This is a genomic window from Oligella urethralis DSM 7531 (genome assembly GCF_000372065.1).
Taxonomy (GTDB): Bacteria; Pseudomonadota; Gammaproteobacteria; order Burkholderiales; family Burkholderiaceae_B; genus Oligella; species Oligella urethralis.
On record NZ_AQVB01000002.1, the window covers coordinates 163,499 to 189,859 of the forward strand.

Annotated in this window: 25 protein-coding genes and 1 tRNA gene; 10 read left to right on the forward strand and 16 right to left on the reverse strand. The window is 45.5% G+C overall.

The features are described from left to right. Positions 1-222: 222 nt before the first annotated feature. From A3GA_RS0102270 to A3GA_RS0102280, 3 genes are all read right to left on the reverse strand, one after another. Positions 223-1,521, reverse strand: a complete 1,299-nt coding sequence (locus A3GA_RS0102270) for a TRAP transporter large permease (protein ID WP_018025764.1) — start codon at positions 1,519-1,521, stop codon at positions 223-225. Further along, positions 1,518-2,000, reverse strand: a complete 483-nt coding sequence (locus A3GA_RS0102275; protein WP_018025765.1) for a TRAP transporter small permease — start codon at positions 1,998-2,000, stop codon at positions 1,518-1,520. The genes A3GA_RS0102270 and A3GA_RS0102275 overlap by 4 nt, the downstream gene beginning before the upstream one ends. A 72-nt stretch (positions 2,001-2,072) precedes the next feature. Continuing rightward, positions 2,073-3,086 carry a DctP family TRAP transporter solute-binding subunit gene (locus tag A3GA_RS0102280; protein WP_018025766.1) on the reverse strand — a complete coding sequence of 338 codons (1,014 nt, stop codon included), beginning with the start codon at positions 3,084-3,086 and terminating at the stop codon, positions 2,073-2,075. Between the two features lie 364 nt (positions 3,087-3,450). Between A3GA_RS0102280 and A3GA_RS11790 the strand changes: the two genes are divergently transcribed. The 6 genes from A3GA_RS11790 to A3GA_RS0102305 all read left to right on the forward strand — a co-directional run bounded on the left by A3GA_RS11790 (position 3,451) and on the right by A3GA_RS0102305 (position 6,012). Then, positions 3,451-3,660, forward strand: coding sequence for a hypothetical protein (locus A3GA_RS11790; RefSeq protein WP_018025767.1), 210 nt, complete (start codon positions 3,451-3,453; stop codon positions 3,658-3,660). A 3-nt stretch (positions 3,661-3,663) separates the two neighbouring features. After that, complete coding sequence (locus A3GA_RS11165; protein WP_048768955.1) at positions 3,664-4,143, forward strand: DDE-type integrase/transposase/recombinase; 480 nt, start codon at positions 3,664-3,666, stop codon at positions 4,141-4,143. Positions 4,144-4,381: 238 nt separating this feature from the next. Beyond that, the gene (locus A3GA_RS0102290) at positions 4,382-4,681 is read left to right on the forward strand and encodes a type II toxin-antitoxin system RelE/ParE family toxin (protein WP_040613993.1); all 300 of its coding nucleotides are present in this window, start codon (positions 4,382-4,384) and stop codon (positions 4,679-4,681) included. Between the two features lies 1 nt (position 4,682). Further along, positions 4,683-4,967, forward strand: coding sequence for an addiction module antidote protein (locus tag A3GA_RS0102295; RefSeq protein WP_018025769.1), 285 nt, complete (start codon positions 4,683-4,685; stop codon positions 4,965-4,967). Between the two features lie 178 nt (positions 4,968-5,145). Beyond that, positions 5,146-5,490, forward strand: coding sequence for a Rap1a/Tai family immunity protein (locus tag A3GA_RS0102300; protein ID WP_018025770.1), 345 nt, complete (start codon positions 5,146-5,148; stop codon positions 5,488-5,490). Between the two features lie 42 nt (positions 5,491-5,532). Continuing rightward, the gene (locus A3GA_RS0102305; RefSeq protein WP_018025771.1) at positions 5,533-6,012 is read left to right on the forward strand and encodes a T6SS effector amidase Tae4 family protein; all 480 of its coding nucleotides are present in this window, start codon (positions 5,533-5,535) and stop codon (positions 6,010-6,012) included. Between the two features lie 36 nt (positions 6,013-6,048). On the opposite strand, the gene A3GA_RS12380 is transcribed toward A3GA_RS0102305, so the two are convergent. From A3GA_RS12380 to A3GA_RS0102330, 4 genes are all read right to left on the reverse strand, one after another. Then, positions 6,049-6,240, reverse strand: coding sequence for a helix-turn-helix domain-containing protein (locus A3GA_RS12380; protein ID WP_018025772.1), 192 nt, complete (start codon positions 6,238-6,240; stop codon positions 6,049-6,051). After that, entirely contained in the window at positions 6,237-6,551 is a 315-nt protein-coding gene (locus A3GA_RS0102315) for a DUF1153 domain-containing protein (RefSeq protein ID WP_018025773.1), read from the reverse strand. The genes A3GA_RS12380 and A3GA_RS0102315 overlap by 4 nt, the downstream gene beginning before the upstream one ends. A 550-nt stretch (positions 6,552-7,101) precedes the next feature. Beyond that, a tRNA-Ser gene (locus tag A3GA_RS0102325) sits at positions 7,102-7,195 on the reverse strand. Between the two features lie 66 nt (positions 7,196-7,261). Beyond that, the gene (locus A3GA_RS0102330; protein ID WP_026156759.1) at positions 7,262-8,527 is read right to left on the reverse strand and encodes an aspartate kinase; all 1,266 of its coding nucleotides are present in this window, start codon (positions 8,525-8,527) and stop codon (positions 7,262-7,264) included. Between the two features lie 257 nt (positions 8,528-8,784). Between A3GA_RS0102330 and mmsB the strand changes: the two genes are divergently transcribed. Together mmsB and A3GA_RS0102340 are read left to right on the forward strand one after the other, a co-directional pair. After that, positions 8,785-9,684: a 3-hydroxyisobutyrate dehydrogenase gene (gene mmsB / locus A3GA_RS0102335; protein ID WP_018025776.1), complete on the forward strand. Its 900-nt coding sequence runs from the start codon at positions 8,785-8,787 to the stop codon at positions 9,682-9,684. 9 nt (positions 9,685-9,693) lie between these two features. After that, the gene (locus tag A3GA_RS0102340; RefSeq protein WP_018025777.1) at positions 9,694-10,836 is read left to right on the forward strand and encodes an acyl-CoA dehydrogenase family protein; all 1,143 of its coding nucleotides are present in this window, start codon (positions 9,694-9,696) and stop codon (positions 10,834-10,836) included. A 106-nt stretch (positions 10,837-10,942) separates the two neighbouring features. Here A3GA_RS0102340 and A3GA_RS0102345 read toward each other — a convergent pair whose 3' ends face one another. From A3GA_RS0102345 to acnB, 6 genes are all read right to left on the reverse strand, one after another. Beyond that, complete coding sequence (locus tag A3GA_RS0102345; RefSeq protein ID WP_018025778.1) at positions 10,943-11,716, reverse strand: tellurite resistance TerB family protein; 774 nt, start codon at positions 11,714-11,716, stop codon at positions 10,943-10,945. 20 nt (positions 11,717-11,736) lie between these two features. After that, complete coding sequence (efp, locus tag A3GA_RS0102350) at positions 11,737-12,291, reverse strand: elongation factor P (protein ID WP_018025779.1); 555 nt, start codon at positions 12,289-12,291, stop codon at positions 11,737-11,739. 108 nt (positions 12,292-12,399) lie between these two features. Then, the gene (gene earP, locus A3GA_RS0102355) at positions 12,400-13,497 is read right to left on the reverse strand and encodes an elongation factor P maturation arginine rhamnosyltransferase EarP (RefSeq protein ID WP_018025780.1); all 1,098 of its coding nucleotides are present in this window, start codon (positions 13,495-13,497) and stop codon (positions 12,400-12,402) included. A 72-nt stretch (positions 13,498-13,569) separates the two neighbouring features. After that, positions 13,570-16,284 (reverse strand): aconitate hydratase AcnA, encoded by a 2,715-nt coding sequence (gene acnA / locus A3GA_RS0102360; protein WP_018025781.1) that lies wholly within the window; start codon positions 16,282-16,284, stop codon positions 13,570-13,572. 75 nt (positions 16,285-16,359) lie between these two features. Further along, positions 16,360-17,574 carry an aminotransferase-like domain-containing protein gene (locus A3GA_RS0102365; protein WP_018025782.1) on the reverse strand — a complete coding sequence of 405 codons (1,215 nt, stop codon included), beginning with the start codon at positions 17,572-17,574 and terminating at the stop codon, positions 16,360-16,362. A gap of 235 nt (positions 17,575-17,809) precedes the next feature. Continuing rightward, entirely contained in the window at positions 17,810-20,401 is a 2,592-nt protein-coding gene (gene acnB / locus A3GA_RS0102370; RefSeq protein ID WP_018025783.1) for a bifunctional aconitate hydratase 2/2-methylisocitrate dehydratase, read from the reverse strand. A gap of 186 nt (positions 20,402-20,587) precedes the next feature. Here acnB and A3GA_RS0102375 point away from each other — a divergent pair, with 186 nt between their 5' ends. Beyond that, entirely contained in the window at positions 20,588-21,535 is a 948-nt protein-coding gene (locus A3GA_RS0102375) for a hypothetical protein (protein WP_018025784.1), read from the forward strand. Positions 21,536-21,639: 104 nt separating this feature from the next. Continuing rightward, complete coding sequence (gene argG, locus A3GA_RS0102380) at positions 21,640-22,995, forward strand: argininosuccinate synthase (RefSeq protein WP_018025785.1); 1,356 nt, start codon at positions 21,640-21,642, stop codon at positions 22,993-22,995. Positions 22,996-23,084: 89 nt separating this feature from the next. Here argG and prpC read toward each other — a convergent pair whose 3' ends face one another. From prpC to A3GA_RS0102395, 3 genes are all read right to left on the reverse strand, one after another. Next, positions 23,085-24,245, reverse strand: coding sequence for a bifunctional 2-methylcitrate synthase/citrate synthase (gene prpC, locus A3GA_RS0102385; RefSeq protein WP_018025786.1), 1,161 nt, complete (start codon positions 24,243-24,245; stop codon positions 23,085-23,087). Positions 24,246-24,271: 26 nt separating this feature from the next. Beyond that, positions 24,272-25,153 carry a methylisocitrate lyase gene (gene prpB, locus A3GA_RS0102390; protein ID WP_018025787.1) on the reverse strand — a complete coding sequence of 294 codons (882 nt, stop codon included), beginning with the start codon at positions 25,151-25,153 and terminating at the stop codon, positions 24,272-24,274. Positions 25,154-25,265: 112 nt separating this feature from the next. Next, complete coding sequence (locus A3GA_RS0102395; RefSeq protein WP_018025788.1) at positions 25,266-26,255, reverse strand: malate dehydrogenase; 990 nt, start codon at positions 26,253-26,255, stop codon at positions 25,266-25,268. Positions 26,256-26,361: the final 106 nt, after the last annotated feature.

Genomic DNA, 26,361 nt, shown 5'->3' on the forward strand with positions numbered 1-26,361 from the left:
TTTGGAATTAAGGTAAGTGCTAAATCACTGCTCCGCTATAGGTCTAACTTTAAGGGGACATACAATATCAAATAAAGCACTTCACTTAGGCCTAGCGCTTCTGAAAACCCGCAGTATAAAACCAAGCTTAAGAAATTCTATCATATTTAAATCATCTAATATATCAGCAGCAAGACATTGGTTTAGATTAAAAGAAAAAGCGCCTGCTTAGGCGCTTTAAATTTAATTGACTGAGAAGCCCAAATATTCAGGTAGCCATAGCGCAATAGACGGGAAGAACATCACGAGCAATAGGGCGCAGAACATCGTCAACATAAAGAGCATGGCCCATCCAAAGGTATGTTCTAAGCGAATATTTGAGATCTTGGTAGTGACCATTAAGTTCACTGCTACAGGCGGCGTGAACTGCCCAATCGCAATATTCATCGCTAGCAAAATGCCGAACCAGACGGGATTCCATTCAAAATGATTGATTAATGGGATTAAGACTGGGGTCAGAATTAGGTAAATCGAAATCGCATCAAGTAGCATTCCGGCAAAGAGCACTAAAATCATAATGAGGAATAATAGTACTAAGCCATTATCAGACAAGCTCAAGATGATATCCGCTAGGTGTGTAAAAGTCCCAAGCGTGGTGCCTGACCAGGCAAAAATGCCTGCTAAGGCGATGATTAACAGCACGATACCAGAGAGTTTTGCCGCTTCGTTAAACATCTCAAGTAAGCCACGCCAGGTGAGTTGTCGATACACAAACGCACCTAAAAACAAACCATAACTTACCGCTACAACGGCTGCCTCAGTCGGTGTGAAGAGCCCAGAGCGTAAACCGCCTAAGATAATGACGGGCGCAAATAAGGCAGGTAAGGCCTTGATAAAGCTTTGTTTAAAAGGTGGTCTTTCTTCTGTTTTGCTACTCTCCCAACCGCGAAGTCGAGCCAAAATATAACTCGGCACCAACAGCGCAACACCAGCTAATATACCCGGAATCAAACCAGCGGCAAACAGTGCGCGTAAGTCTAGCCCTGGCATCATCACCGAATACAAAATTAAAGCAATGGATGGTGGGATTAAAATAGCCGTAGAAGCCGCAGCCGCAATCATTGATGCGGAGAAAGGACGCGGATAGCCCGCTTTGGTCATGCTAGGTAACATCACCATTGCGACAGCCGCTGCATCCGCAGGGCCCGAGCCGCTCATGCCACCCATAATTAAGCAAACGATGACTGCTACCAGGGTTAGGCCGCCAGGACGTTGTCCAATGATCGATTGAGCAAAGGTAACTAAGCTAGCCGCCACCCCTGCGCGCTCAAAAATTAAGCCCGTTAAAATAAAAAGTGGAATAGCAATTAAAGGGTATTTAGCGATACTATTATAGGTATTGGTGCCGAGTGTTGCTAGCATATCGGGTGATAAGCCCATCACAATACCTATCGCACCACCTATACCAAGTGCATAGGCAACTGGCATACCGATTAGCATCGCTAGCAAAAAGGAAAGTAACATCCATAAGTCAGCACTCATGATACATTCTCCTCTGTGCCAAGCCGCATTCTAGCCATCCAATTTTGGGTGGTTCTCAGCATAATCACTGCTGATAAAATTGGCATCCAAATCAAATATATCCAGGTGGGATAGCCAAGGCCAGGTGAAAGGGACTCATAAATGTATTCTTCCCATGTTAAGACGCCACTATACCAAGCAACTAAACTCAGGACGACGACAGTGCCAAGCCATTGTAGAGTGTATAAAAGGCGCCTACCGCTAGCGCCTAAACGCTGTTCCAGGAAGGTGATACGGATATGGTCATTAGAACGAGCCGCTACAGCAGCTCCAGCAAAGGCCAGTACCACCATTAGGAATACCGAATACTCTTCGGTAAAGGCAAAAGAAATATCCGTGGCATAGCGGACTAAGACATTGGCTAAACTGATGATACAAATCGCAGCCAGTGCAATGATTGCTATCCACGATTCAATACGAATTTTTTTCGCTTTTGACATAATAGCTAGTAAACAATGTAAAACAAAAGGCGCAGCTAATAATAGACTGCGCCATCATCAGTTAAAACAAGATTAACGTTCTGAAATTGCTTTTTGAGCCGTTTCAACTAGTTCTGCGCCAATGCGCTTGGTCCATTTGTCGTACACGCTTTGTGTCGCTTCAACAAAGGATTGATGCTGCTCTTGACTAAGTTCAGTCACTTCAACACCACGCTCGCGAATGTCATTTAAGGTAGCTCCTAGTTCAGTGCGTGACTTTTCGATACCCCATTGGCCAGCATCATAGGCTGCTTGCTTGAGCAGGGCCTGATCCTCTTCGGCGATGGTCTTCCAGACACGCTCACTCACGCCAAAAATTAATGGGTCATTCATGTAATGCCAGAGTGTAAGGTATTTCTGACTGGCTCTATCGGCACGAGCTGCTGAAAATACGGATAAGGGGTTTTCTTGACCATCGACTGCTCCGGTCGTTAGGGCAGGTAAGGCATCTGCCCAACTCATTTGCGTAGGATTAGCACCGAGGGCGTTAAACGTATCTAAGAAGAGGGGTGAACCCACAACCCGAATCTTTAATCCGCGTAAATCCTCAGGAGCGGTGATGGTATGCTTTGAGTTAGAGATTTCACGGAAGCCATTTTCACCCCAGGCTAAAGGAACAACCCCACGCTTGGCGATGGCGTCAAAGACCATTTTACCTGCCTCACCCTGTGTAATCGCATCAACTGCTGCATTGTCAGGCATTAAAAATGGCAGTGAAAATAAGTTAACTTCGGGCACCTGTGGTGACCAGTTAATGGTGGAGCCTAAAGCCATATCAATCAAACCACTACGCAAGGCGGAGAATTCTTTGGTCTGGTCGCCCGAAACTAATTGAGCATTTGGGTAGACCTTAAGTTTAATACGACCCTCTGAGCGTTCTTCGACCAGCTCCGCCCATTTCTCAGCTGTTTGACCCCAAGGGTAGGCATTGCCCAGCACGGTTGATACTGAGTATTCCTTTACCTCTTGCGCAAAGGCGCTTGCACAGAGCATCGAGGACATGGCAAGCGATGCTAGACTGATTGATAGACGTTGTTTAAAATTCATGAGCTCCTCCAAAAATAAGAATTTAAATTTACTTTTTATTTTGACCTAAAAGCAAATGAAGATGTGATAAAAGTGCCCATTTAGAATTAATTTATAAAATTCCTTGATTAGGAATACGTTATATATAAAAACAGTTTTTCAAAAGCAAAACCCCTTGTCGACCCATCTCAACAAGGGGGGTTAAATTCTAAATCGAGTTCTTCCCCCTATGTCACACTAGTAGTCCGATCATTTAATTTTTACTTTTAACCCATTTGGGGTGGCGGATAGGGGCTAATAATGGCATTTCATCATCTTGAGTTTAAAGAACAACTCAGCCGAAAATCATTGCCTCCTCATCATCAACGTATGGCAGACTTGGGCCATGAATGAAATTGAATGTGCTGCTTATTGCCGCGAGCACGGCTTATATCCAGAGCTGCAAACTGCTTGGCAGGCCGCCTTTGAGTCAAGCTTTTACCGAGTACTTAAAGAGTACAATCAACTGGCACACCGTGATAAGGTGCAGGCGCCTCGCAAGGTCGTAAAACCGACAGCGTGGGTAGCTCAGGCACCGAATCAGGTATGGACATGAAATATGACTTACTTAAAATCGACGGTGAAAGTTCAGTTCTATCGCCTCTACATGATGGTTGATATCTATCGTCGTCTGATTGTTGGTTGGGAGGTGCATCTGGATGAGGGTGCAAAGCATGCAGCTCAACTGATTCGTCGCGCCTGCGTGAAACACAAAGTGCAGCGAGAAACGCTCGTACTGCATTCCGACAACGGCAGTCCGATGAAGGGTGCCACGATGCGAGCTACCTTGCAGCAGCTAGGCGTGATGCCGTCCTTTAGTCGTCCGGCGACTAGCAATGATAACCCGTATTCTGAGTCTTTATTTAAGACCCTTAAGTGCATGCCTCACTACCCCAACAAGCCCTTTGCCGACATCACAGAAGCCCGTCAATGGGCGTGGCAGCAAAACAGGCAAAGTCTGAACGCTGGAAAGGACGCACAACACGCAATTGGGAACCGGTGGCAGAGGTGTACCTCAACCCATCAGAGAATCAGCTAACTCAAGGTCAAACCGTGAGTTTAGCGGCATGAAATATCGGACAACTCGCTTGACAAACACTGAGATATAAAACAACCTATTGGTATGCATTTCTACGAGTTTTCAGTAGTCAGGTAACCACCCCCTTAATTAATAAGTAAAATCAAATAGACTTAAATGTACTTTTATTCACAAAAATTGTGGATAAATTGATTAAAGTTTGTTTTCTTTATGTAGCCTATAGGCTACAATGTACGTAATGAAATATCAAATTAAAAGAACTGATGTTTTTGACAAATGGCTAAGCACCTTGAAAGATAAACAAGCAGTCAAAGCAATTAATATACGCATTATTCGTTTTATTAATGGGAATTTTGGAGACTCAAAGCAACTGTCTGAACGTCTATATGAAATGCGAATATTTATTGGTAAAGGCTATAGGGTTTATTACACGATACATCAGCAACAAGTAATTATTTTACTTTGTGGTGGTCATAAAGGAACACAAAGACAAGATATTGAAAATGCTAAACAAATTTTAAAATCTTTGGAAAATTGAAATGAGCGAAAAATTAAAAGATTTTAACCCCTTTGATTACATGGAAACCCAAGAAGACATTCAACTGTTTTTAGAAGAATGCTTGTCTGATGACGATCCAAATACATTTATCGAAGCCCTTGGTTTTCTCATTAAAAAACATGGGGTTAGCGAAATAGCAAGAGAATCCGGCTTAAACCGTGAGAGTTTATATAAAGTAATCAATGGAACGAGTAAGCCTCAATGGGAAACTGTTTTTAAGGTTTTCAGAGCGTTACATTTTAAATTTCATCCACAATCTTTATAACCCTTGTAGTCCCAAAAAATTGAGGGACTACACGGTGAGTGAAAATTTCATTTAATTATTTATAGGCTCAGAGTCGATTGTATCTAGTCATAAAAACACCTTAATTGCGTCATAAAATCTTCATCGTTCTTTTTCTACAATGGATATAATTTCTTTTTATAACGTTTAAGTTGAGTTAATGAAACTATTATCAGTACTAATTCTTAGCCTCTGCGCTGTTCAATCGGTCTATGCCAATGATGAACGTAGTTGGATAGTGAGTGGTGATGAGCTTATGTACAATTTAAGTGCTAATGAGTCAAGCCAAAATTTAACGTTAGCGCCGTCTCTGTTAAATGCTCGGGCTCAAGGCTATATTGTGGCAGTGATGGACTCTAGGGATTGGTGTATGAAGGGGGAAGTTTTGCCTCATGATGTCTACGATCGAGTGTATAGCTATTTAAATTCTCTTGATAAAGATGTCTTAAGTATGAATGCGAGTGAGCTTGTTAATAATGCTTTAGAAACTTATTGCGAATCTTAAATTTATTCATTCACTTCTTTACCCATTTGCTAGATGCGAATCATGGCTATTCCATTTCAAACACTACAGTTAAATTATCCTTCATCTAATCCAGGCAGTATGCGATACGTCTCAAGAGAATCTCTGTTTAAAGAAATCGGTTGGGATGAGTTTCTTGATAATAACAACTATGCTAATACTTGTGCTATCCGTGTTAGCCTTGCTATGTTGAAGTCCGGTTTATCATTAAGTAATGGCTCTCATCGCGTGCTTGACGGTAAGCTACAAGGTAAGCGTATTGAAGTAAATATGAGAAAATTAGCCAATAGGATTGAGCAAAGCGGTCAATTTGCTAAGGCCGAACGTTATACTCAAGATATCTATGCTCACGTCAGAGGGCGAAGCGGCATTATTGCTTTTTTCAATATTCCCGGCTATAGCGGTGGTGGTCATATCGACTTGTTGGATGGTTCAGCACCTTATATGCGTTGCGAGTCGGATTGCTATCACTCTCAAGAAGTGTGGTTTTGGCCGATGCGCTAAAGCATAGCAGAGATAGGCTATTGATTGAGCCTCAAGTCAATTCGACAAACTGTTTACATCACCAATGTGGTTGAATCCATCAAAGGTGTTATCCGCACTTTCGGGTGTCGATTTCTTGACGGGCTGGTAGTAGAAAGTCCGTCGTGGGACATCAAACCAGCGGCATAGCTTCGCAATGGATACTTCATAGCCATCTTCTTTTAATCCCTGCTGGATGGCTTCAATCATTTCTCTTCCTCGTCCAACAGGGATTGCAACTTTTTTCTGGCGCGTAGCTCCAACATCGCCTCACCATAGGCTTCTTGTAGATCTTTCACCTTACGCTCATATTGCTCTCGAATATCGTGAGGTTTAGCTCGTAGGGCATTCTCCATGCCCTCAGTGGCCTCCTCAATCCATCCTTCAATCTCAGAGGGTGATAAAGCATAGGTCCGACTGGCTTCCGAAACGGTGGTTTTGCCTTTAAAAATATCTAAAACTAACGCACTTTTACGCTTGGCTGTCCAACAACGATTCTCTGACTTCATCTCTGTGCTCATGTTCAAATTTTCTCCTTAATATCAAATTAAGACCTGAGCAGGTTTTGACTGGGTCATTACAGGATCCGCACCAAAATAGGATGCAATTTGAGTGATAAATCCAGCTCGGCTAAAGGCTAAAATAAATCCATAAACCACAATCAAACCGGAGAAAGTCAGCGGTAGAGAAATCACAAAGAGATTAATAGTACGTCATTTAGCCTTCATATGGCTAAGTGAAATTGCTACGCAAAACCCGACCACCATTGAGATAAGTGGAGCGGTATTTCCCAGTATCAACGTACCGAGCAGACCCCGATGGAATAGAGGATTATTAAGCACGCGCTTAAAAGCACCACTGTCTGATACGGCTTCAATCAGGACCACTGTAACCGGCAAAATGAAAAACAGCACAAACAAGATAATGGCAGGAAATGTCAGTATGCCAAAATGGCGTCGCGAGATTTCCATACCATATTAGTCATACATACAAAAAAACCCGCTAAGCCTTTGTTTTAGCGGGGTTTTTATAAGTTTTTAAGCAATTTTAACGTTGCTTGTATAAATTCTTTGGCGGGAACGGAGGGATTCGAACCCTCGATACAGGTTTAAGCCCGTATGCTTCCTTAGCAGGGAAGTACCTTCAGCCTCTCGGTCACGTTCCCAAAGAATTTATAATTATATAGTTTAATTTTCAGTTTTGCCAGTATTTTGCTGGTTTAGCTTGAAAATTATTCTTCGTCTGTTGTTTCTTGGTCTAAACCGAAGACTTTATGCAAAGCACGCACGGCCAGTTCCATATATTTATCCTCAATCAGCACAGAGGTTTTAATTTCACTGGTGCTGATCATTTGGATATTAACCCCTTCTTCTGCTAGGGTGCTAAACATTTTACTGGCTACACCGGCGTGAGAATGCATGCCGATACCAACGATGGATACTTTACAAACCTTATCATCGGTGATGACTTCACGCGCATTGACATTTTTTAATACCACCTCGTTAATCACCTTAATCGCTTGTTTAAAGCCGCTGCGATTAACGGTAAAGGAGAAGTCGGTGGTGCCGTCAACTGATTGGTTTTGAATAATCATATCGACGTCGATATTAGCATCAGCAATGGGGCTGAGAATGCCGGAGGCGATACCTGGACGATCAGGCACCCCTAAGATAGTGATTTTAGCCTCGTCGCGACTAAAGGCAATACCAGAAACAACAGCAGCTTCCATACTTGGATCTTCCTCAATAGTAATTAGGGTGCCTGAAACAATCTCCTCTTCAACGGGAATCTCAGGATCAGTTAATGATGATAAAACGCGTAGTGGTACTTTATACTTACCGGCAAACTCTACGGCGCGAATTTGTAAGACTTTTGAACCTAAAGAGGCCATCTCCAGCATTTCTTCAAAAGAAATCACATTCATACGACGCGCTTCTGGTACTACCCGTGGGTCCGTGGTGTAAACGCCATCTACATCGGTAAAAATTAGGCATTGGTCGGCTTTGATGGCAGCCGCAATCGCAACGGCAGATGTGTCTGAACCACCACGACCGAGGGTCGTAATATGGCCTTCTGGGTCAATGCCTTGGAAGCCCGTGACGATCACGACCTTGCCGGCATTTAAGTCATTGAGAATACGCTGACCGTCAATCTCCTTGATACGTGCTTTAGTGTATGCACTGTCGGTTTTAACCGGTACTTGCCAGCCAGTGTAGCTGCGGGCATCTACGCCTTGAGCTTGTAATGCCAGTGCTAACAGCGCACTACTAGCTTGCTCACCGGTAGCGGCCAACATATCCAACTCACGCGGATCAGGCATATCGGACAGCTCGGCCGCTAAACCTAAAAGACGATTAGTCTCACCAGCCATGGCGGAGGGCACCACGACCACTTGGTGTCCGGCTCTATGCCACTTGGCAACGCGTTTAGCCACATTTTGAATGCGTTCGATGGAGCCCATCGAAGTACCGCCGAATTTTTGTACGATTAGGGACATTTTTAATAATAAAAAAGGTTGAAGAAACAGTTAATATTACCTTAAAAGTCAGTACTTCTAAGGGATTTTGGTTTAAAAGTCTATAAAAAAACACATCCTACGTCGGTGGACTCAGGCTATGTTGAAGCGCAATATTTTTCCAAGGGTAAACCCTTAAAAGTCATCAAAATGACGATTATTTAACAATGATAGGAGTATGTTTAGAGGGTAAAGTTATTCATTTCTAAACAATAAAAGCGATTATTTGGGAGACTATGATGCGTATCGGTTTTATCGGCCTTGGTAATATGGGGGGTCCTATGGCCTTAAATCTTGCGAAAGCAGGTCACGAGCTCACCGTCTTTGATTTATCTGCAGAGGCGATTGCGCACTTACAGGAAAAGGCACAGATTTCCGTTGCCAACTCACCCGTGGCCTTAGCTGAAGCAGGGCAGGATGTGATTGTCACCATGTTACCGGCGGCTGCGCATGTTAAATCAGTTTATCTTGGGGACGATGGGGCTAGCGGTATTATTGCGGCGAGTAAGCCAGGTACGATATTAATCGACTCCTCCACTATTGATCCGGGTAGTGCGCGTGAAGTAGCCGAGGTGGCTGAGGCCAAGGGCGTGATTATGCTTGATGCGCCAGTTTCTGGTGGTACCGTTGGAGCTCAAAATGCTACTTTAACCTTTATGGTCGGTGGTAGCGAAGCGGGTTTTGCCAAGGCAAAGTCGATTTTAGAAGCGATGGGTAAAAATATTGTTTATTGCGGCGAGCATGGCAATGGTCAGGTGGCTAAAGTAGCCAATAATATGCTCCTTGGCATTAGTATGATTGGTGTGGCTGAAGCCATGAACTTGGGTGTTAAGCTCGGGATGGATCCAAAGATCTTGGCCGGTATTATTAATACTTCCTCAGGACGTTGCTGGAGCTCTGAAGTGAATAATCCATGGCCGGGTGTGATTGAAACCGCACCGGCAGGTCGTGATTATCAGGGTGGCTTTTTTACGGATCTGATGCTAAAAGATATGGGTTTGGCCTTAGAGGCGGCTGCTCAAAGTGAGAGTGCCGTACCGATGGGTAGTTTAGCGCACACCCTGTATAAGGAATCGAGCGAAGCGGGTAATGGTCGCAGCGATTTTTCTTCAATCATAAAGCATATTCAGAGTAAATAAGGGTGGACAATGTTTAATACAACGTTAAGCGAAGACCATATCATGATGCGCGATATGGCGCGCGATTTTGCTCAAAATGAAATTGCGCCTAAGGCACTAGCGTGGGAAGAGGCGCATTGGTTAGGTGATGATGTCATTCAGCAAATGGGTGAGTTAGGCTTTTTAGGCATGGTTGTGCCCGAAGAGTACGGCGGCACCTACAGTGATTACATTGCTTATGCCTTGGTGATAGAGGAGATTGCTGCTGCCGATGCGGCCATGGCGACGATGATGAGTGTACACAGCTCGGTCGGTTGTGGCACCATTTTAAATAGCGGCAGTGAGGAGCAAAAGCGTGAATGGTTACCGCGTATGTGCACTGGTGAGATTATTGGTGCTTTTTGCCTAACCGAGCCACAGGCGGGATCTGAAGCGCATAATCTTAAAACCCGCGCCGAGCGTGTGGGTGATAAATGGGTCTTAAACGGTAGCAAGCAGTTTGTGACGAATGGTAAGCGTGCCGGTGTGGCTAATGTTTTTGCCGTGACTGATCCGTCTCAGGGTAAGCGCGGCATTAGTGCCTTTATTGTGCCGACGGACAATCCTGGCTATCAGGTAACGCGAGTTGAGGATAAACTCGGCATCAAGGCCTCTGATACCTGCGCTGTGAGCTTGGATAATTGTGAATTATCGGCTGATATGATCTTAGGCGAAGAGGGTAGAGGGCTTGCGATTGCGCTATCGAATTTGGAAAATGGCCGTATCGGTATTGCAGCGCAAGCTGTAGGGATTGCGCGTGCCGCTTTAGATGCCGCAGTCCAATACGCCAATGAGCGCGAGCAATTTGGTAAACCCTTGACGCAGCATCCAAGCATTGCCGATAAATTGGCAAATATGGCGACCATGGTTAATGCAGCACGTCTATTAACCTTGCATGCGGCCAGCATGAAGTCGCAAAATCTACCTTGTTTATCGGAGGCTTCGCAGGCCAAGCTTTACGCTTCAGAAATCGCAGAAAAGGTATGTAGCGAAGCGATACAGATTCATGGTGGTTATGGCTATTTATCTGATTATTTAGTTCAAAAATACTACCGTGATGCGCGTATCACGCAGATCTATGAGGGCACGAGTGAGATTCAGCGCCTGATTATTGCGCGTGGTCTTGGTGCTTAGCTAGCGATTGTGTGATTGAGCCAAAAAATAACCCCCATTCTTGGGGGTTATTTTTTGGCTAATGCGCGTATGTATCAAATAAAACACACGCTGAGCGCTGATGGCATTAGGCCGTCTGCTGTTTTAACTCACGCTCAAGCTCAGCCTTTAGAGCCTCCGTGATACTTAATTGACGAGCTAATTCGTCTAAGTAACTACGTTCCATAAAATTAGGCTCATTAATCACCGCAAGGCTTAAGGCATATACCTGACTGGCAATGGCCGGGGAGTCAACGTACTGAGCCACTTCCTTAGGATCCACAGCTGCATTGAGTAAACTGCTAATCCAGGCCTTTTCGTCGGCTGTACTGACACCCTGAGTTTGTTGTTCAATCAGCTCCTGCTCGGCTGGGTCAATCTGACCGTCCGCACGGGCAGCTAGGATAATGGCAGCAATTAAGGCGCGGCTGCTTTGCTCCTGTGTTTGTTGGTCAAGTTCAGTAATATCCTGACCTTCGGGGGTATTAGCAAACCAAGGTCCAGCATCTGCTACTTTAAGCGCACCTTGTTGCTGTTGTTGCCAACGCTGATAGGCACGAAATGCCACGGTACCTAAGGCCGCTAAACCGCCGAGCTTTGACATATTGCTGTTGTTTCGACGACCGAGCAAAATAGCTAAGGCCCCTGCACCGAGTGCGATTTGATCGTTTTTAGAAAAAAGACCAGTATCATCAGCACGGCCAGTGCTCGCTTTATCACTACGACCAATGCCGTCCTTAAGCTGACCGAGAATGCTATCGGCGATACCACCTAAAGCACCCTGACTGCTTGAACGCTGCTTGCCAGAAGGGTTGCTGCTGATATCACCGACAATGTTTTGAAGAATATTAATAAGGCTCATGGAGAAATCCTATAGGTTAATTACACGCGACTGCGGTATTCCCAAGTGCGTGTGTCGATTTCGATTTTGTCGCCGATATTGCAGAAAGCAGGTACCGAGATCTCAAACTGATCGTTGATGCGCGCAGGCTTCATCACTTTACCGGAGGTATCACCCTTGACCGCGGGCTCAGTGTAAACGATTTCACGAACAATGGTGGTAGGTAGCTCAACAGAAATAGGGCGCTCTTCGTAGAAAATCACTTCAACTTCCATGCCTTCTTCAAGTACCTGAATGGCATCACCCATACTTTCCTGCTCAACCTCGTATTGATTATACTCTTCGTCCATAAAGACATACATCGGGTCCGAAAAATAAGAATAAGTACATTCCTTCTTATCTAGCATGACTACTTCAAACTTTTCATCTGCTTTGTAAACCGCCTCACTGGCTGAGCCTGTTAAGAGGTTTTTGAATCTGAACTTAACAACGGCAGCGTTACGGCCTGATTTGTTATATTCTGTTTTTTGTACGACGAGTGGTTGGCCGTCAACCATGGCAACGTTACCGACGCGCAAATCCTGTGCGTTTTTCATTGTAAAAAATCTCCGATTGGATAGCTAAGTGTGAGCTAATCACGGCAGTCTGTGTGCCGCCACATATCACACCTAGTATATAGATGGTTATAAAGTTCACCCTTTATTTTAGCTTTTTTTAGCGCAGTCTTCATAAAAATTCAAAATTTGCTGTGACAAGTCGGGTAATAAGCTCAAACGCTTACTTAGGGCTGCTTGAAAGTCTTGCCAAACAAGTCGCGCTGAGTTATCAAAGGCATGGCCTTGCAATTGCTGGATAAGTGCTTCTTGTGCTTGGTTTTGATTCCACAAGCGATGTAATTGTCGCAGCCATTCCGGTGCCTGTATCGTGTCCAACCAAGCCTCCAGTTTCACCATATGATGAGCTTCAGCTTGTGGATAAATATGCCACAGCATCGGTTTTGCAGCCCAATGAGCTTGTACAAAGCTGTCTTCACCGCGGATGAAGTTGATATCCGCCACTTGTAGTAACTGCTCATAATCACGCTGTACGATAAAATCAATTCGCTCTATATGGGCTTGGGAATTTAAGCGCTTAGCTAATGTCTCCAATTGCGGTGCCACCGACTCTGCAACGATGATCATCACCTCCGGTGTATTAGTTAGCGCCCTTAGTAGCGCTTCCAGCGGTGCATGCGGGTAGCAAAAGAGATTAATTAGCAGTGGTTTTTTTTCTTCATAGTAGGCAGCGCCAGCAGGGGATAGCAGCGTGTTTAAAAAAGCGGCAGCGCTGTCCTTAAGACCTTGCTGTAAGCGTAAAAGACCGCCAGTTTTTTCGCTAAAGCCCGGGAAGAAAAAGTATTTAGGTACCCCATTGGGCTGGATTGAGGGTTGTAGGTGGTAGCCTTCAACCCAGGGTTCCGCACTTAAATACTCCAGATTTAACCAGCAACGGGTCTTGCCTTTCATCGCCTCTTGGTAGCTGGTGGGTAAGTCACAGGCAAAGGCTTCAATCACTAGATCGGCCGCTTGCCAGCAATCAATGTGTGGATGCCAATGTCTAATTTCTATCGTTTTCAGGAATTGTTGCGCGAGTTTAGGGTTAAGCTCCGGTTCGATTTTATTAAAACTCTTTAAATCATCAACCCATAGTCGGATCTGATAGCTTGTCGGAAAACTTTGAGCCAAACGCCAACAAACGCCGATATCACCGAAGTTATCAATCACACGACAAAAAATATCAATGGTGCTAGTTTTTAAATTCACAATCTTCCAGAATAAGGTGTAGGGCCTCGAACTATCCTGAGATCGAGGCCCTATGATTAACTCTATGCAGCGCTAAGCGCTATTGGCTTGAGCCAATAAATTGCGTAGTACATATGGCAAAATACCGCCATGCTCGTAGTACTCAACCTCGATTGGCGTATCAATTCGAAGGAGTAAGTTCACATCCTGCGAGCTACCGTCCTCACGGTGAATCGTTAGAGTGACCTCCTGCTGTGGTTTAATGCCATTTTCCAAGCCGCTAATATCATAGCGTTCATTACCGGTGATGCCTAGACTCTCAACAGAGTCTTCGCCTTGGAATTGTAGTGGTAATACGCCCATACCCACGAGGTTGCTGCGGTGAATACGCTCATAGCTGCGGGTTATCACGGCCTTAACACCGAGTAGGTAGGTACCCTTGGCAGCCCAGTCACGGGAGGAGCCCGTACCATATTCCTTGCCGCCGAAGATCACCGTAGGCACCCCATCCGATAGGTAGCGCATGGCGGCGTTATAAATAGGCATTTGTGCGCCACTTGGTTTATGAATGGTATCCCCACCCTCATAAAGCGTACCGTTAGCTAGCGGCGGAATCATCAAGTTTTTGATGCGGACGTTAGCAAAGGTGCCGCGCATCATAATTTCATGGTTGCCGCGGCGTGAGCCGTAACTGTTAAAGTCGGGCTTTTGGACGTGATGTTCCTTAAGCCAGAGACCTGCTGGTGAGGACTCGGCAATAGCGCCCGCAGGTGAAATATGATCGGTTGTCACTGAATCACCGAAGATACCTAAAGCGCGCGCTCCTTTGATGCTCGGCATGGGCGCTGGCGTCATGGAGAAGTTATCGAAAAAGGGTGGCTCGGCAATATAGGTGGATTCAGGCCAGTTATACACATCACCGCTCACCCCCTTGATGTTATCCCATAGCTTGCCCGGATGACTTTTAACCTGGGCATAGTTATCACGATAAGCTTCAGGGTTCATGGCATAACTGACTAAGCTTTGCACCTCTTCATTGCTTGGCCAAATATCTTTTAAGTAGACTGGGCCATTAGTTCCAATGCCGATAGTCTCATTGTAAAGATCACAACGAATGGTACCAGCTAAGGCATAGGCTACCACTAATGGTGGTGAGGCGAGGAAGTTAGCCTTGATATTCGGGTGGATACGTGCTTCAAAATTACGGTTACCCGATAGTATGGCAGAACAGATCAGTTCATGTTCAGTGATGGCCTGATTTAGTTCAACGCTTAAGTCGCCGGCGTTACCAATACAGGTAGTACAACCATAGGCAGCGACATCAAAACCGAGTTGCTCTAAATAGCTGAGTAAACCGGTTTCGCTTAAATAGCGTGTCACCACACGAGAACCAGGTGCCAGTGAGGTTTTAATTCTTGGGTTAACTCGTAGACCCAGTTCAACTGCTTTTTTGGCCACTAAGCCTGCCGCAATCAAAACGCTCGGGTTGGAAGTGTTGGTACAAGAGGTGATGGCGGCAATCAGGATATCGCCATTTTTTATGGTTGCACCAGTCTCGCCCGCTAGCGGGTAGGGCTGAGTGAGCGTCGCGGACTCTTTATTAAAACCGCCTTTAGCCGCTGGCATTGAAAATAGATGGTGAAAGGTAGACTTAAGCTCAGTCAGCTTAATTAAATCCTGAGGGCGCTTAGGGCCAGCCACAGAAGGTACAATGGTGCTGAGGTCAAGCGTTAACAGCGTGGTGTAGTCAATATCAGCTGCTGCTGGAACCCCGAACATTTCTTGTGCAGCGAAGTAGGCTCTAAGGGCATCGACCTCTGCCTCAGTACGTCCAGTGCCTTTGAAGTAATCAATGGTTTTTTCGTCGACTGGGAAAAAGCCCATGGTTGCACCATATTCCGGCGCCATATTGGCAATGGTGGCTCGGTCAGGTACGCTTAAACTGGCGGTGCCCTCACCACAAAACTCAACGAACTTACCCACCACATTATGAGCGCGCAGCATATTTGTCACGGTTAGGACAAGATCGGTTGCAGTGACGCCGGGGTTAAGCTCACCCCTTAGCTCCACCCCAATCACATCCGGCGTCAGGATATAGACTGGTTGACCCAGCATTGCCGCTTCCGCCTCAATGCCACCAACACCCCAAGCAACCACGCCGATGCCGTTGATCATGGTGGTATGGCTATCAGTACCCACTAAACTATCGGGGTAGTAGACATCGTTTTGGTCCTTATAAACACCGCGGGCGAGGTACTCAAGATTCACTTGATGCACAATCCCAAAGCCCGGCGGCACCACGCCAAAGGTATCAAAGGCCTGCATACCCCATTTCATAAACTCATACCGTTCACGATTACGCTCAAACTCGACCTTCATATTGAGATCAAGCGCATCCTTGGTGCCAAAGTAATCAATCATCACCGAATGGTCGACCACGAGGTCTACGGGTACCATGGGTTCGATTAGCTTAGGGGAATGACCGTTTTTTTGAGCAACGCCACGCATGGCGGCAATGTCGGCTAAGAGTGGCACACCAGTAAAATCCTGGAGTACGACGCGGGCCACTACAAAGGGAATCTCATCAAGCCGTTTAGCCTGCGGCTGCCAATGAGCCAATTGCTTAACATGTGCGTCGGTGATGCGCTTACCGTCATGATTGCGCAGCACCGATTCAAGCACGATACGGATGGAGTGGGGTAGTCGATTGACTTCCGCACCCAGTAACTTGCCTAGTTCGGGCAAAGAATAATAGGCGCCTTGTGCATGTTGAAGCTCAAGGCGTTTTAGGGTGTTGCTATATACCATGTCCTAACTCCTTTGTTTCTATGAATACTATCGTCAAAGTTTGCAAAAGAGCCTAAGACATTGAGCTTAGGAATATTACAAACTCTTGATAAAGCTGCCTAATTTGCTAATACCGTCTCTGATTTTATCCTCTGAAACGGTTACAAAGCTTAAACGCAGATTATTTTTAGGGGCTTTATCATGATCAATATAAAATGGCATCCCCGGCACATAGGCGACTTTACACTGCTCAACCACTTGCGGCAAAATGGCTGTGGTATCAATCTGTTCAGGCAGGCTGACCCAGATAAACATCCCGCCGGTGGGCTTAGTCCATGTACAGTTTTCAGGGAAGTGCTCGCTTAGCGCGTCTAACATATAACCACATTGTTTGCGATACAGTTCACGCACGGTCGGTAGATGCTGATACAAAAAACCATCCTTAACCGCTTCGTAAATTGCCATTTGTGAGACCGTCTGCGTGTGTAAATCGGTAGCCTGCTTTAACTGTACCAGTTTATTAATAACGTCAACAGGGGCAACCACAAAGCCAATACGCAAGCCGGGTGCGAGCACTTTGGAAAAGGATCCCATGCGGATCACGGTCGCACCCGCCTGACGCCCTAAGTCGAGTAGCGAGGGTTGATGCTCACCTTCAAAGCGCAACTCACCGTAGGGATCGTCCTCAATAATTGGTAAGCCGTATTTAGCACATGTTTCAACCAATGCCTGACGACGCTCCAAGGTCATGGTGATACCGGTTGGATTTTGGAAGTTGGGCAGCACATAAATAAAGCGTGCATCAGCAGCTTTTTCAGGGGTAATATCCTCTGCGATAATGCCGTACTCATCGGTGGCGACTGTGTCATAGCGCGGGTTTTGTACGGAAAAGGACTGTAAAGCGCCTAAATAAGAGGGTGATTCAACTAAAATTTTAGCATCATCATCAATAAATAATTTGCCGATTAAATCCAAGGCTTGCTGCGAGCCAGAAACAATTAATACCTCCTCAGTCGCTACCTTGACACCACGTTTAGCAAAGTCTTGAGCAATCCACTCACGTAATGGACGATAGCCCTCGGTCGGTCCGTACTGTAAAGCGGACTCGGGATTATCGGTGAGAACCTTAGTAAAGGCATCAAGTAGTTCTTTTTTTGGAAAGCCTTTAGGCGAGGGTAAACCGCCGGCAAAGGAAATCACATCTGGACGCTCTGTGACCTTTAAAATCTCGCGAATAACAGAGCCGGTCAGATTTTTAGCGCGTTGTGAGAACTTATCCTCTACCTTAAAAATTGAAGTTGTTGTTGTCATTGAATTACTCGTCTCGTAAAAATTAGTTATTTAAAATAATCGATAATTAATGATACCGCTTTTAGCGTCAGTCTGCTGTTAATTAAATGCGCTTATGGTGATGATGATTTTAACGATGGACTGATTGCAGCCAGTCTATCCATCCTGGGATTGGGGGGTGTGTAAGCGCATTAAAAAAAGGGGTTTAGTACGTGCGACCAAACCCCTTAATGCTAATTAACTAATTGCAGGTTAATTAGAGCTCTACGCTATCGGCAACCTCTTGGAAATCTTGGATTTCGTTAAAGTTCATGTAGCGGTAGATCTTATCGCTATTTTCATCGATGATACCGATATTTTCTAGGTACTCTTCGCGCGTTGGGATCTTACCTAGGCGTGAGCAGATTGCTGCAAGCTCCGCTGAGCCGAGGTAGACGTTGGTGTTTTTACCAAGACGGTTAGGGAAGTTACGCGTACTGGTCGACATAACAGTTGCACCTTCTCGCACCTGCGCTTGGTTACCCATACATAGTGAGCAACCTGGCATCTCGATGCGTGCACCCGCCACACCGAAGGTGCCGTAGTGACCCTCTTCAGTTAACTGCTTCTGATCCATCTTGGTTGGCGGCGCAACCCATAAGCGAACAGGAATGTCACGCTTATTCTCAAGTAGTTTAGAAGCGGCACGGAAGTGGCCGATATTTGTCATGCAGCTACCGATAAAGACTTCATCGATTTTCTCACCCGCCACATCGGATAAGGTTTTAACATCATCAGGGTCGTTAGGGCAGGCCACTAGCGGCTCGTGAATTTCAGCGAGGTCAATCTCAATCACGGCAGCGTACTCAGCATCCGCATCTGGCTCTAGCAATTGAGGATTCTGTAACCACTCCTCCATCGCACGAATACGGCGAGCTAATGAGCGCTCATCCTCGTAACCATTAGCGATCATCCACTTCAATAAGGTGATGTTAGATTTCAAGTACTCAATGATAGGCTCTTTATTTAAACGTACTGTACAACCTGCGGCAGAACGCTCAGCGGAGGCATCACTTAATTCGAAGGCCTGCTCAACCTTAAGATCAGGTAGACCCTCAATCTCTAAAATACGGCCAGAGAAGATGTTTTTCTTACCCTGTTTAGCCACCGTAAGTAAACCCTCTTTGATGGCGTAGTATGGGATGGCATTCACTAGGTCGCGTAGGGTCACGCCGGGCTGCATTTTACCCTTGAAGCGCACGAGTACCGACTCAGGCATATCTAAAGGCATCACACCGGTTGCGGCCGCAAAAGCCACTAAGCCTGAACCCGCAGGGAAACTGATGCCGATTGGGAAACGTGTGTGTGAGTCACCGCCCGTACCTACTGTATCAGGCAATAACATGCGGTTTAACCAAGAGTGGATCACACCATCACCTGGACGTAAGGAAATACCGCCACGGGTACTGATGAAATCAGGTAGTTCGTGGTGAGTTTTAACGTCGACTGGCTTAGGATAAGCCGCAGTATGACAGAATGACTGCATCACTAAATCGGCAGAGAAACCTAAACATGCTAAGTCTTTAAGCTCATCACGTGTCATTGGACCGGTGGTGTCTTGGCTACCAACAGAGGTCATGCGTGGTTCACAGTAGGTGCCAGGACGAATACCTTGACCCTCAGGCAAGCCGCAGGCGCGACCAACCATCTTTTGCGCTAAGGTAAAGCCCTTGCCAGTATCAGCCGGTTGTTCAGGTAAGCGGAACACAGTCGAAGGCGCTAAGCCTAAAGCCTCACGTGCTTTTGCAGTAAGACCACGACCAATAATTAAAGGAATACGACCGCCGGCCTGTACCTCGTCAAATAAGACATCGGATTTAACCTTAAACTCAGCGATTACTTCGCCGTTCTTAAGTGCTTTACCCTCGTATGGGCGCAATTCGATCTCATCACCCATTTCCATCTTAGAAACGTCTAATTCGATAGGTAGGGCACCGGCATCCTCCATGGTGTTATAGAAAATAGGAGCGATTTTACCGCCAAGACAGACGCCGCCGAAGCGTTTGTTAGGTACAAAAGGAATATCCTCACCAGTAAACCATAGGACGGAGTTGGTCGCTGATTTACGAGATGAACCGGTACCAACGACGTCACCTACATAAGCAACGAGATTGCCTTTTTCCTTGAGGTTCTCAATAAAATGCACTGGACCACGCTTACCGTCTTCTTCAGGCTCGAAAGAAGCATCAGGGCGCTTGTTTTTCAGCATTGCCAAGGCGTGTAGTGGAATATCTGGACGGGTCGTTGCATCAGGAGCAGGGGATAAATCGTCTGTGTTGGTCTCACCGGGTACCTTAAAGACGGTGATTTTTAAGCTTTCAGGTACGGCAGGACGACTGGTAAACCACTCAGCATCAGCCCAGCTTTGTAATACCTCTTTGGCAAATTGATTGCCAGCTTCGGCCTTTTCACGTACATCGTGGAAAGCATCGAACATTAATAAGGTGTTTTTAAGTGCATTGGCAGCGATTGGTGCTAATTGCTCATTATCCAATAGCTTAACTAACGGCGCGATATTGAAACCACCTAACATCGTACCTAAAAGCTCGGTGGCTTTTTCAGGGCTAATTAAAGGGGTTTTTTCTTCGCCAAAAGCAAGGGCTGCTAGGTAAGAAGCCTTGACTTTGGCGGCGTCATCAACACCCGCTGGTATACGGTGTGTCAGTAGATCAACTAAAAACTGCTCCTCACCGACCGGTGGGTTTTTAATTAACTCGATTAAATCGGCGGTTTGTTGGGCAGAAAGGGCTAAAGGAGGTATACCTAAAGCCGCACGCTCTTCAACATGCTTACGATATGCTTCTAACATTTGATTACACCTTTTTAGTTTAGAATGTTGATTTTACTTGATTATTTACTGAGTATATCACAAGTCTTATGTCTTATATAAGACCTAGGTACTTATCTTTATTTTTAGTGACTTTATGCTCACACTATACACTATATGATGTGAGTGATTTGATCACGATTCAGCTGACAGACTTAAAGGTTCAATATGTTTAAAAATATCGTATTCGCTGGGGCTAAAGCCGTGTTCTTCTGCTTAGCCGCTTTGACCATCAGTACCACGGCATCTGCTTCAGCCAAGGTTGAGCAGGAGTTGCGCGACTATTTAAGCTCGATGGGTTTACAAGACAGTTTTAGCTGGCAGCGTATTCAGGGTGAGTCGTTGGCTGATGCCACCATTTATGGTGTGGTCTTTAGTCGTGGCAAGGGCGCTCAAAAGAAGACGTATTTGATTAAAGAAATGGATTTTGATGACTATCAGGTGTCAGCTAATCGTGTCGCCGTTGATGTGACTTATAAGGGTGTCACCGACGAGGATGGGGTGCATTTGTTGTTATCGCAAAAGTTAAACGCAACTAAGGGCTTGCAGCGCTATGGCTATCAACAGCTAGACGATATTCAGCTGCGGCTCAGCTATGATATGGAAAAAATAAATGGTAGTTTGACTGGTAATTTGGTACTCAGGCAAAAGGCGGTACTGGATAGTCAGTTCGATTTTAAAACAGAGGGGATTGGCCCTTTGCTAGAGCAACTACTTGCCTTAGATGTCGCAACCATCGATCCGGAGTTGATTTTATTGAGCACCATGACCACCAAGTTGCATTATCTCCGCCTCGATCTTAAGGACGATGGTTTGAATCAGCGCATGTTAGCCCATGATTCTTCACATCGTGGGGAGGTGGAAAAGCACTATCAAGCCTGTGTTGGAGCGTTGGATGAGTTTGCTATTCAGCAGTTGGGTGCAGCCTGCCAAGCGCTACGTGATTATTTTCTAGCGCAGAAAAATCAACTACATATTTCAATGACGCCTGCTAAACCTTTTGTGATAGCAGAGTATCTGCCGATGTATATGTTAATGAGTCGAGCTGGACCAAAGGCAGTGAGCGGTTTAATTAAAAAGGTGGTGAGTGATTTAAATCTACGTATTAGTAACTAGCAAATAATACGACTTAGCTTAGGCCATTATTCGCTTATGTCGTGGCAAATCGGTTAAAATTAAGCTTTGTTTTTAAACGTGTATTTCTTCAAAGGGTCTACTTTATGTCAAATTCAAATGCGACCATCTTGCAATCGCTACCTGTCGGTCAGAAAGTCGGGATTGCTTTTTCAGGTGGTTTAGATACGTCTGCTGCTTTATTGTGGATGAAATTAAAAGGCGCACAGCCTTACGCATATACGGCTAATCTCGGTCAGCCAGATGAGGACGATTATGAGGTGATTCCACGCCAAGCCAAAAAGTATGGTGCAATTGAAGCGCGTTTAGTAGATTGCCGTCTGCAACTAGCCTATGAGGGCATTGCAGCGATTCAAAGTGGTGCTTTTCATGTAACCACAGGCGGTATGCCTTATTTTAATACCACCCCTATTGGTCGTGCCGTGACTGGTACGATGCTCGTGTCTGCGATGCAAGAGGATGAGGTCAATATTTGGGGTGACGGTTCCACGTATAAGGGCAATGACATTGAGCGTTTTTACCGCTACGGTCTTATTACTAATCCTAAGCTTAAAATTTACAAGCCTTGGTTAGACCAACAGTTTATTGATGAGCTGGGTGGTCGTCAGGAAATGTCTGAGTTTTTGATTGAAAATGGCTTTGATTACAAAATGTCGGTTGAAAAGGCTTACAGTACCGACTCTAATATGCTTGGTGCCACGCATGAGGCCAAGGACTTAGAGTTCTTGGATAGCAGTTTGAAAATCGTCAAACCAATTATGGGCGTGGCTTTTTGGGATGAGTCAGTCGAGATTAAGCCTGAGGTGGTACGTGTTCGTTTTGAAGAGGGTGTACCAGTAGCGCTTAATGGTCAGGAGTACGATCCCGTTGCGCTTTTCTTAGAAGCGAACAAAATTGGTGGTCGTCACGGTTTGGGTATGACCGATCAGATCGAAAACCGTATCATTGAGGCGAAGTCGCGCGGTATTTATGAGGCTCCGGGCATGGCCTTATTGCATATTGCCTATGAGCGTTTAGTGACTGGTATTCATAATGAAGACACGATTGAGCAATACCGCATTAATGGCTTACGTTTAGGTCGTTTATTGTATCAAGGACGTTGGTTCGATTCGCAAGCCCTGATGCTGAGAGAAACGGCACAACGTTGGGTGGCTAGAGCGATTACGGGTGAGGTGACCCTAGAGTTGCACCGTGGTAATAACTATATTTTCTTAAATACGGAATCGCCTAACTTGACTTACGAAGCCGATCGCTTAAGTATGGAAAAGGTTGAGGATGCAGCCTTTACTCCGCTCGATCGTATTGGTCAGTTAACGATGCGTAATTTGGATATCATTGATACACGCAATAAGCTTGGTATTTACACCAAATCTGGCTTATTAGTTGCAGGCAAGGACTCGGTAGTACCCCAATTAGAGGGTTCAACTAAGGACGAGAAGTAAGTCTGCCATGCGTAGTTGATATAGCAAAGGCGCCTCCGAGTGGGGCGCCTTTATTGCTCTATGAGCTAATCGCTCTAATTATTCGCTAATTAGCGATCCTCAAGCTTGACGAAGCTTTGATTTTCCGGGCCAACGTAGTTTGCAGTAGGACGGATAATCTTGTTATCAACCCGTTGCTCAAGAATGTGCGCAGCCCAACCTGCGGTACGTGCAATCACGAAGAGCGGTGTAAACATCGCTGTAGGCACGCCCATCATGTGATATGACACAGCTGAGAACCAGTCTAAGTTAGGGAACATTTTCTTGGCATCCCACATCACGGTTTCAAGGCGCTCAGCGATTTCATACATCTTGGTATTGTTAGCGCTTTCAGAAAGCTCTTTAGCAACCGCTTTGATGACTTGGTTACGAGGGTCTGAAACAGTGTAAACAGGGTGACCAAAACCGATGATCACTTCCTTGTTTTCTAGACGTTTACGGATGTCGGCTTCAGCATCATCTGGATTGTCGTAGCGTTTTTGCACTTCAAAGGCCACTTCGTTTGCACCGCCGTGCTTAGGACCACGTAAGGCACCGATAGCGCCAGAAATACAAGAGTACATATCTGAACCCGTACCCGCAATCACGCGGCTGGTAAAGGTTGATGCGTTAAACTCGTGCTCGGCGTAGAGGTTTAAGGAAATATGCATAGCGCGAACCCACTCTTCGGGTGGGGTTTCACCGTGCAACAACTCTAAGAAGTGACCGGCAATGCTGTCTTCATCAGACTCGACATCAATAACCACGCCGTTATTGCTGAAGTGGTACCAGTAAAGTAGGGCAGAGCCTAAGCAAGCAATCAAACGATCGGCAATATCACGTGCGTCAGCGGCATTGTGATCGTCTTTTTCAGGTAAGGCGCAGCCTAACACAGAAACCGCAGTGCGCATCACATCCATCGGGTGGCTGGCTGCTGGTAAGCTTTCTAACACCTCTTTGACAGCTAAAGGTAAACCGCGCAGTCTTTTTAGCTTTGCTTTATAAGCGGCAAGCTCAGCAACATTAGGCAATTTGCCGTGAATCAATAAGTGAGCAACCTCTTCAAATTCACACGCACCAGCCATGTCTAAAATATCATAGCCACGGTAATGTAAGTCATTACCAGAAAGGCCTACGGTACAAAGTGCGGTATTGCCCGCTGCAACACCCGAAAGGGCAACTGACTTTTTGCCCTTAGGTTTGTTGTCTGTGCTTTGATCTGTTTGACTCATGAAGTCCTCCTATGATTTTTAAAAAATTATTTTTTTGCGTAAAGATTATCTAAATATTCTTCAAAGGCAAAGTAACCAATGCTCTCGTAAAGCTCCATCCGAGTTTGCATCATATCAACCACGTTTTTCTGATGGCCGTCTTTACGAATGGCTTCATATACTGTTTGAGCCGCTTTATTCATGGCGCGGAAAGCAGATAGCGGATAGAGAACCATGCCTACGTCTACGCTTGCTAACTCCTCTACGGTAAATAATGGGGTTGCGCCGAACTCAGTGATATTTGCTAACACCGGTACTTGTAAATTGTCGGTGAAGAATTTGTAGGTTTCTAAATCATGCGCAGCTTCAACGAAAATCGCATCGGCACCAGCCTCAGCACATTTTTGAGCACGTTCAAGCGCAGCTTCCACGCCAAAACTTTGAATGGCATCGGTGCGCGCAATGATATAGAAGTCAGGATCGGTTTTAGCGTCAACCGCAGCTTTAACGCGGTCGATCATCTCCTCCGTAGAAACGATTTCCTTATTAGGGCGGTGACCACAACGCTTTGCACCGGCTTGGTCCTCAATATGACAAGCTGCGGCACCGAATTTAATTAAGCTTTTAATGGTGCGGGCAATATTAAAAGCGGATGGGCCGAAACCGGTATCAATATCAACCAGTAAGGGGGTATCGCACACATCGGTAATACGACGAATATCCGTTAAAACATCGTCTAAGGTGTTAATACCTAAATCAGGTAAACCTAAAGAACCAGCCGCAACACCGCCACCGGATAAGTAGATTGCCTTAAAACCAGCGCGCTTAGCTAAGAGGGCGTGATTAGCGTTAATGGCACCGATAATTTGTAATGGCTTTTCTTCAGCTAAGGCTTGACGAAAAGCTGCACCTGCAGATTTTTGACTCATATCCTTTACTCTATCTAAAATAATAGCCACCCGTGCTATTAAGAACGGATGGCTTTTAAAGGGACTAAGCAGAATAAGGCTGCTTAAATTGATTTAAAACAATCTACTGCGATTATTTTAATAGATCAGCCACACCATCACGTTCTTCGAGAAGCTCGTTAAGTGTCTTGTCCATGTAGGCACGTGAGGTCTCGTCAATTTCTAGACCCTCAACGCGCTTGTACTCTCCGTTTTCACAGATGACTGGCACACCGTACATAATGCCCTCAGGGATACCATAAGAACCGTCAGATGGTACACCCATGGTTACCCACTGACCGTTAGAGCCTAAGACCCAGTCACGGATGTGATCAATGGCGGCGTTAGCGGCAGAAGCGGCTGAAGATAGGCCACGAGCCTCAATAATCGCCGCACCGCGCTTACCAACCTTAGGAATAAACTCGTTTTTATTCCATTCTTCGTCGTTAATGAGATCCTTTAAGCTCTCACCATTAACTGTGGCAAAGCGGTAGTCAGGGTACATGGTTGGAGAGTGGTTACCCCAAACAGCGAAATCACGGATATCTTTAACGGCTTTACCAGATTTTTGCGCTAGTTGAGTTAAGGCACGGTTATGGTCTAGACGTAGCATCGCAGTGAAGTTTTTGGCTGGTAAATCAGGTGCAGACTTCATTGCAATATAGGCATTTGTGTTAGCAGGGTTACCCACGACTAATACCTTAACATTACGATCGGCGACCTCGTTAAGTGCTTTACCTTGCTCAATAAAGATCTTGGCATTAATCTGTAATAAATCAGCACGCTCCATGCCTGGACCGCGCGGGCGAGAACCAACTAATAAGGCAATTTGTGCATCTTTAAAAGCCTCTTTAGGATCGCTGTGAGCAGTCATACCCTCTAATAACGGGAATGCGCAGTCATCTAGTTCCATCATCACGCCTTTGAGTGCGTTTTGAGCTTTTTCATCGGGAATTTCAAGCAATTGAAGGATAACCGGTTGGTCCTTACCTAACATTTCACCCGAGGCAATACGGAATAAAAGAGCATAGCCGATTTGGCCGGCGGCGCCTGTGACCGCAACACGTACAGCAGGTTTTGACATAGTAGTAACTCCAGCATTACATGTGAAAATGTAATGAAACGTTTAAAAATCTTGTTAAGCTTAGATCAATAATTAGCTTGAGTCAATGTAGACTTATGTCTTATGT

Coding starts and splice junctions, on each gene's coding strand:
- argG (WP_018025785.1), top strand. CDS start 21,640: ATGTCAAATTCAAATGCGACCATCTTGCAATCGCTACCTGTCGGTCAG.
- prpC (WP_018025786.1), bottom strand. CDS start 24,245: ATGAGTCAAACAGATCAAAGCACAGACAACAAACCTAAGGGCAAAAAG.
- A3GA_RS0102395 (WP_018025788.1), bottom strand. CDS start 26,255: ATGTCAAAACCTGCTGTACGTGTTGCGGTCACAGGCGCCGCCGGCCAA.
- A3GA_RS11165 (WP_048768955.1), top strand. CDS start 3,664: ATGACTTACTTAAAATCGACGGTGAAAGTTCAGTTCTATCGCCTCTAC.
- acnB (WP_018025783.1), bottom strand. CDS start 20,401: ATGTTAGAAGCATATCGTAAGCATGTTGAAGAGCGTGCGGCTTTAGGT.
- A3GA_RS0102365 (WP_018025782.1), bottom strand. CDS start 17,574: ATGACAACAACAACTTCAATTTTTAAGGTAGAGGATAAGTTCTCACAA.
- A3GA_RS0102340 (WP_018025777.1), top strand. CDS start 9,694: ATGTTTAATACAACGTTAAGCGAAGACCATATCATGATGCGCGATATG.
- A3GA_RS11790 (WP_018025767.1), top strand. CDS start 3,451: ATGAATGAAATTGAATGTGCTGCTTATTGCCGCGAGCACGGCTTATAT.
- A3GA_RS0102330 (WP_026156759.1), bottom strand. CDS start 8,527: ATGTCCCTAATCGTACAAAAATTCGGCGGTACTTCGATGGGCTCCATC.
- A3GA_RS0102280 (WP_018025766.1), bottom strand. CDS start 3,086: ATGAATTTTAAACAACGTCTATCAATCAGTCTAGCATCGCTTGCCATG.
- prpB (WP_018025787.1), bottom strand. CDS start 25,153: ATGAGTCAAAAATCTGCAGGTGCAGCTTTTCGTCAAGCCTTAGCTGAA.
- A3GA_RS0102290 (WP_040613993.1), top strand. CDS start 4,382: ATGAAATATCAAATTAAAAGAACTGATGTTTTTGACAAATGGCTAAGC.
- A3GA_RS12380 (WP_018025772.1), bottom strand. CDS start 6,240: ATGATTGAAGCCATCCAGCAGGGATTAAAAGAAGATGGCTATGAAGTA.
- acnA (WP_018025781.1), bottom strand. CDS start 16,284: ATGGTATATAGCAACACCCTAAAACGCCTTGAGCTTCAACATGCACAA.
- A3GA_RS0102295 (WP_018025769.1), top strand. CDS start 4,683: ATGAGCGAAAAATTAAAAGATTTTAACCCCTTTGATTACATGGAAACC.
- A3GA_RS0102345 (WP_018025778.1), bottom strand. CDS start 11,716: ATGAGCCTTATTAATATTCTTCAAAACATTGTCGGTGATATCAGCAGC.
- efp (WP_018025779.1), bottom strand. CDS start 12,291: ATGAAAAACGCACAGGATTTGCGCGTCGGTAACGTTGCCATGGTTGAC.
- A3GA_RS0102270 (WP_018025764.1), bottom strand. CDS start 1,521: ATGAGTGCTGACTTATGGATGTTACTTTCCTTTTTGCTAGCGATGCTA.
- A3GA_RS0102300 (WP_018025770.1), top strand. CDS start 5,146: ATGAAACTATTATCAGTACTAATTCTTAGCCTCTGCGCTGTTCAATCG.
- A3GA_RS0102375 (WP_018025784.1), top strand. CDS start 20,588: ATGTTTAAAAATATCGTATTCGCTGGGGCTAAAGCCGTGTTCTTCTGC.
- mmsB (WP_018025776.1), top strand. CDS start 8,785: ATGCGTATCGGTTTTATCGGCCTTGGTAATATGGGGGGTCCTATGGCC.
- A3GA_RS0102305 (WP_018025771.1), top strand. CDS start 5,533: ATGGCTATTCCATTTCAAACACTACAGTTAAATTATCCTTCATCTAAT.
- A3GA_RS0102275 (WP_018025765.1), bottom strand. CDS start 2,000: ATGTCAAAAGCGAAAAAAATTCGTATTGAATCGTGGATAGCAATCATT.
- A3GA_RS0102315 (WP_018025773.1), bottom strand. CDS start 6,551: ATGAGCACAGAGATGAAGTCAGAGAATCGTTGTTGGACAGCCAAGCGT.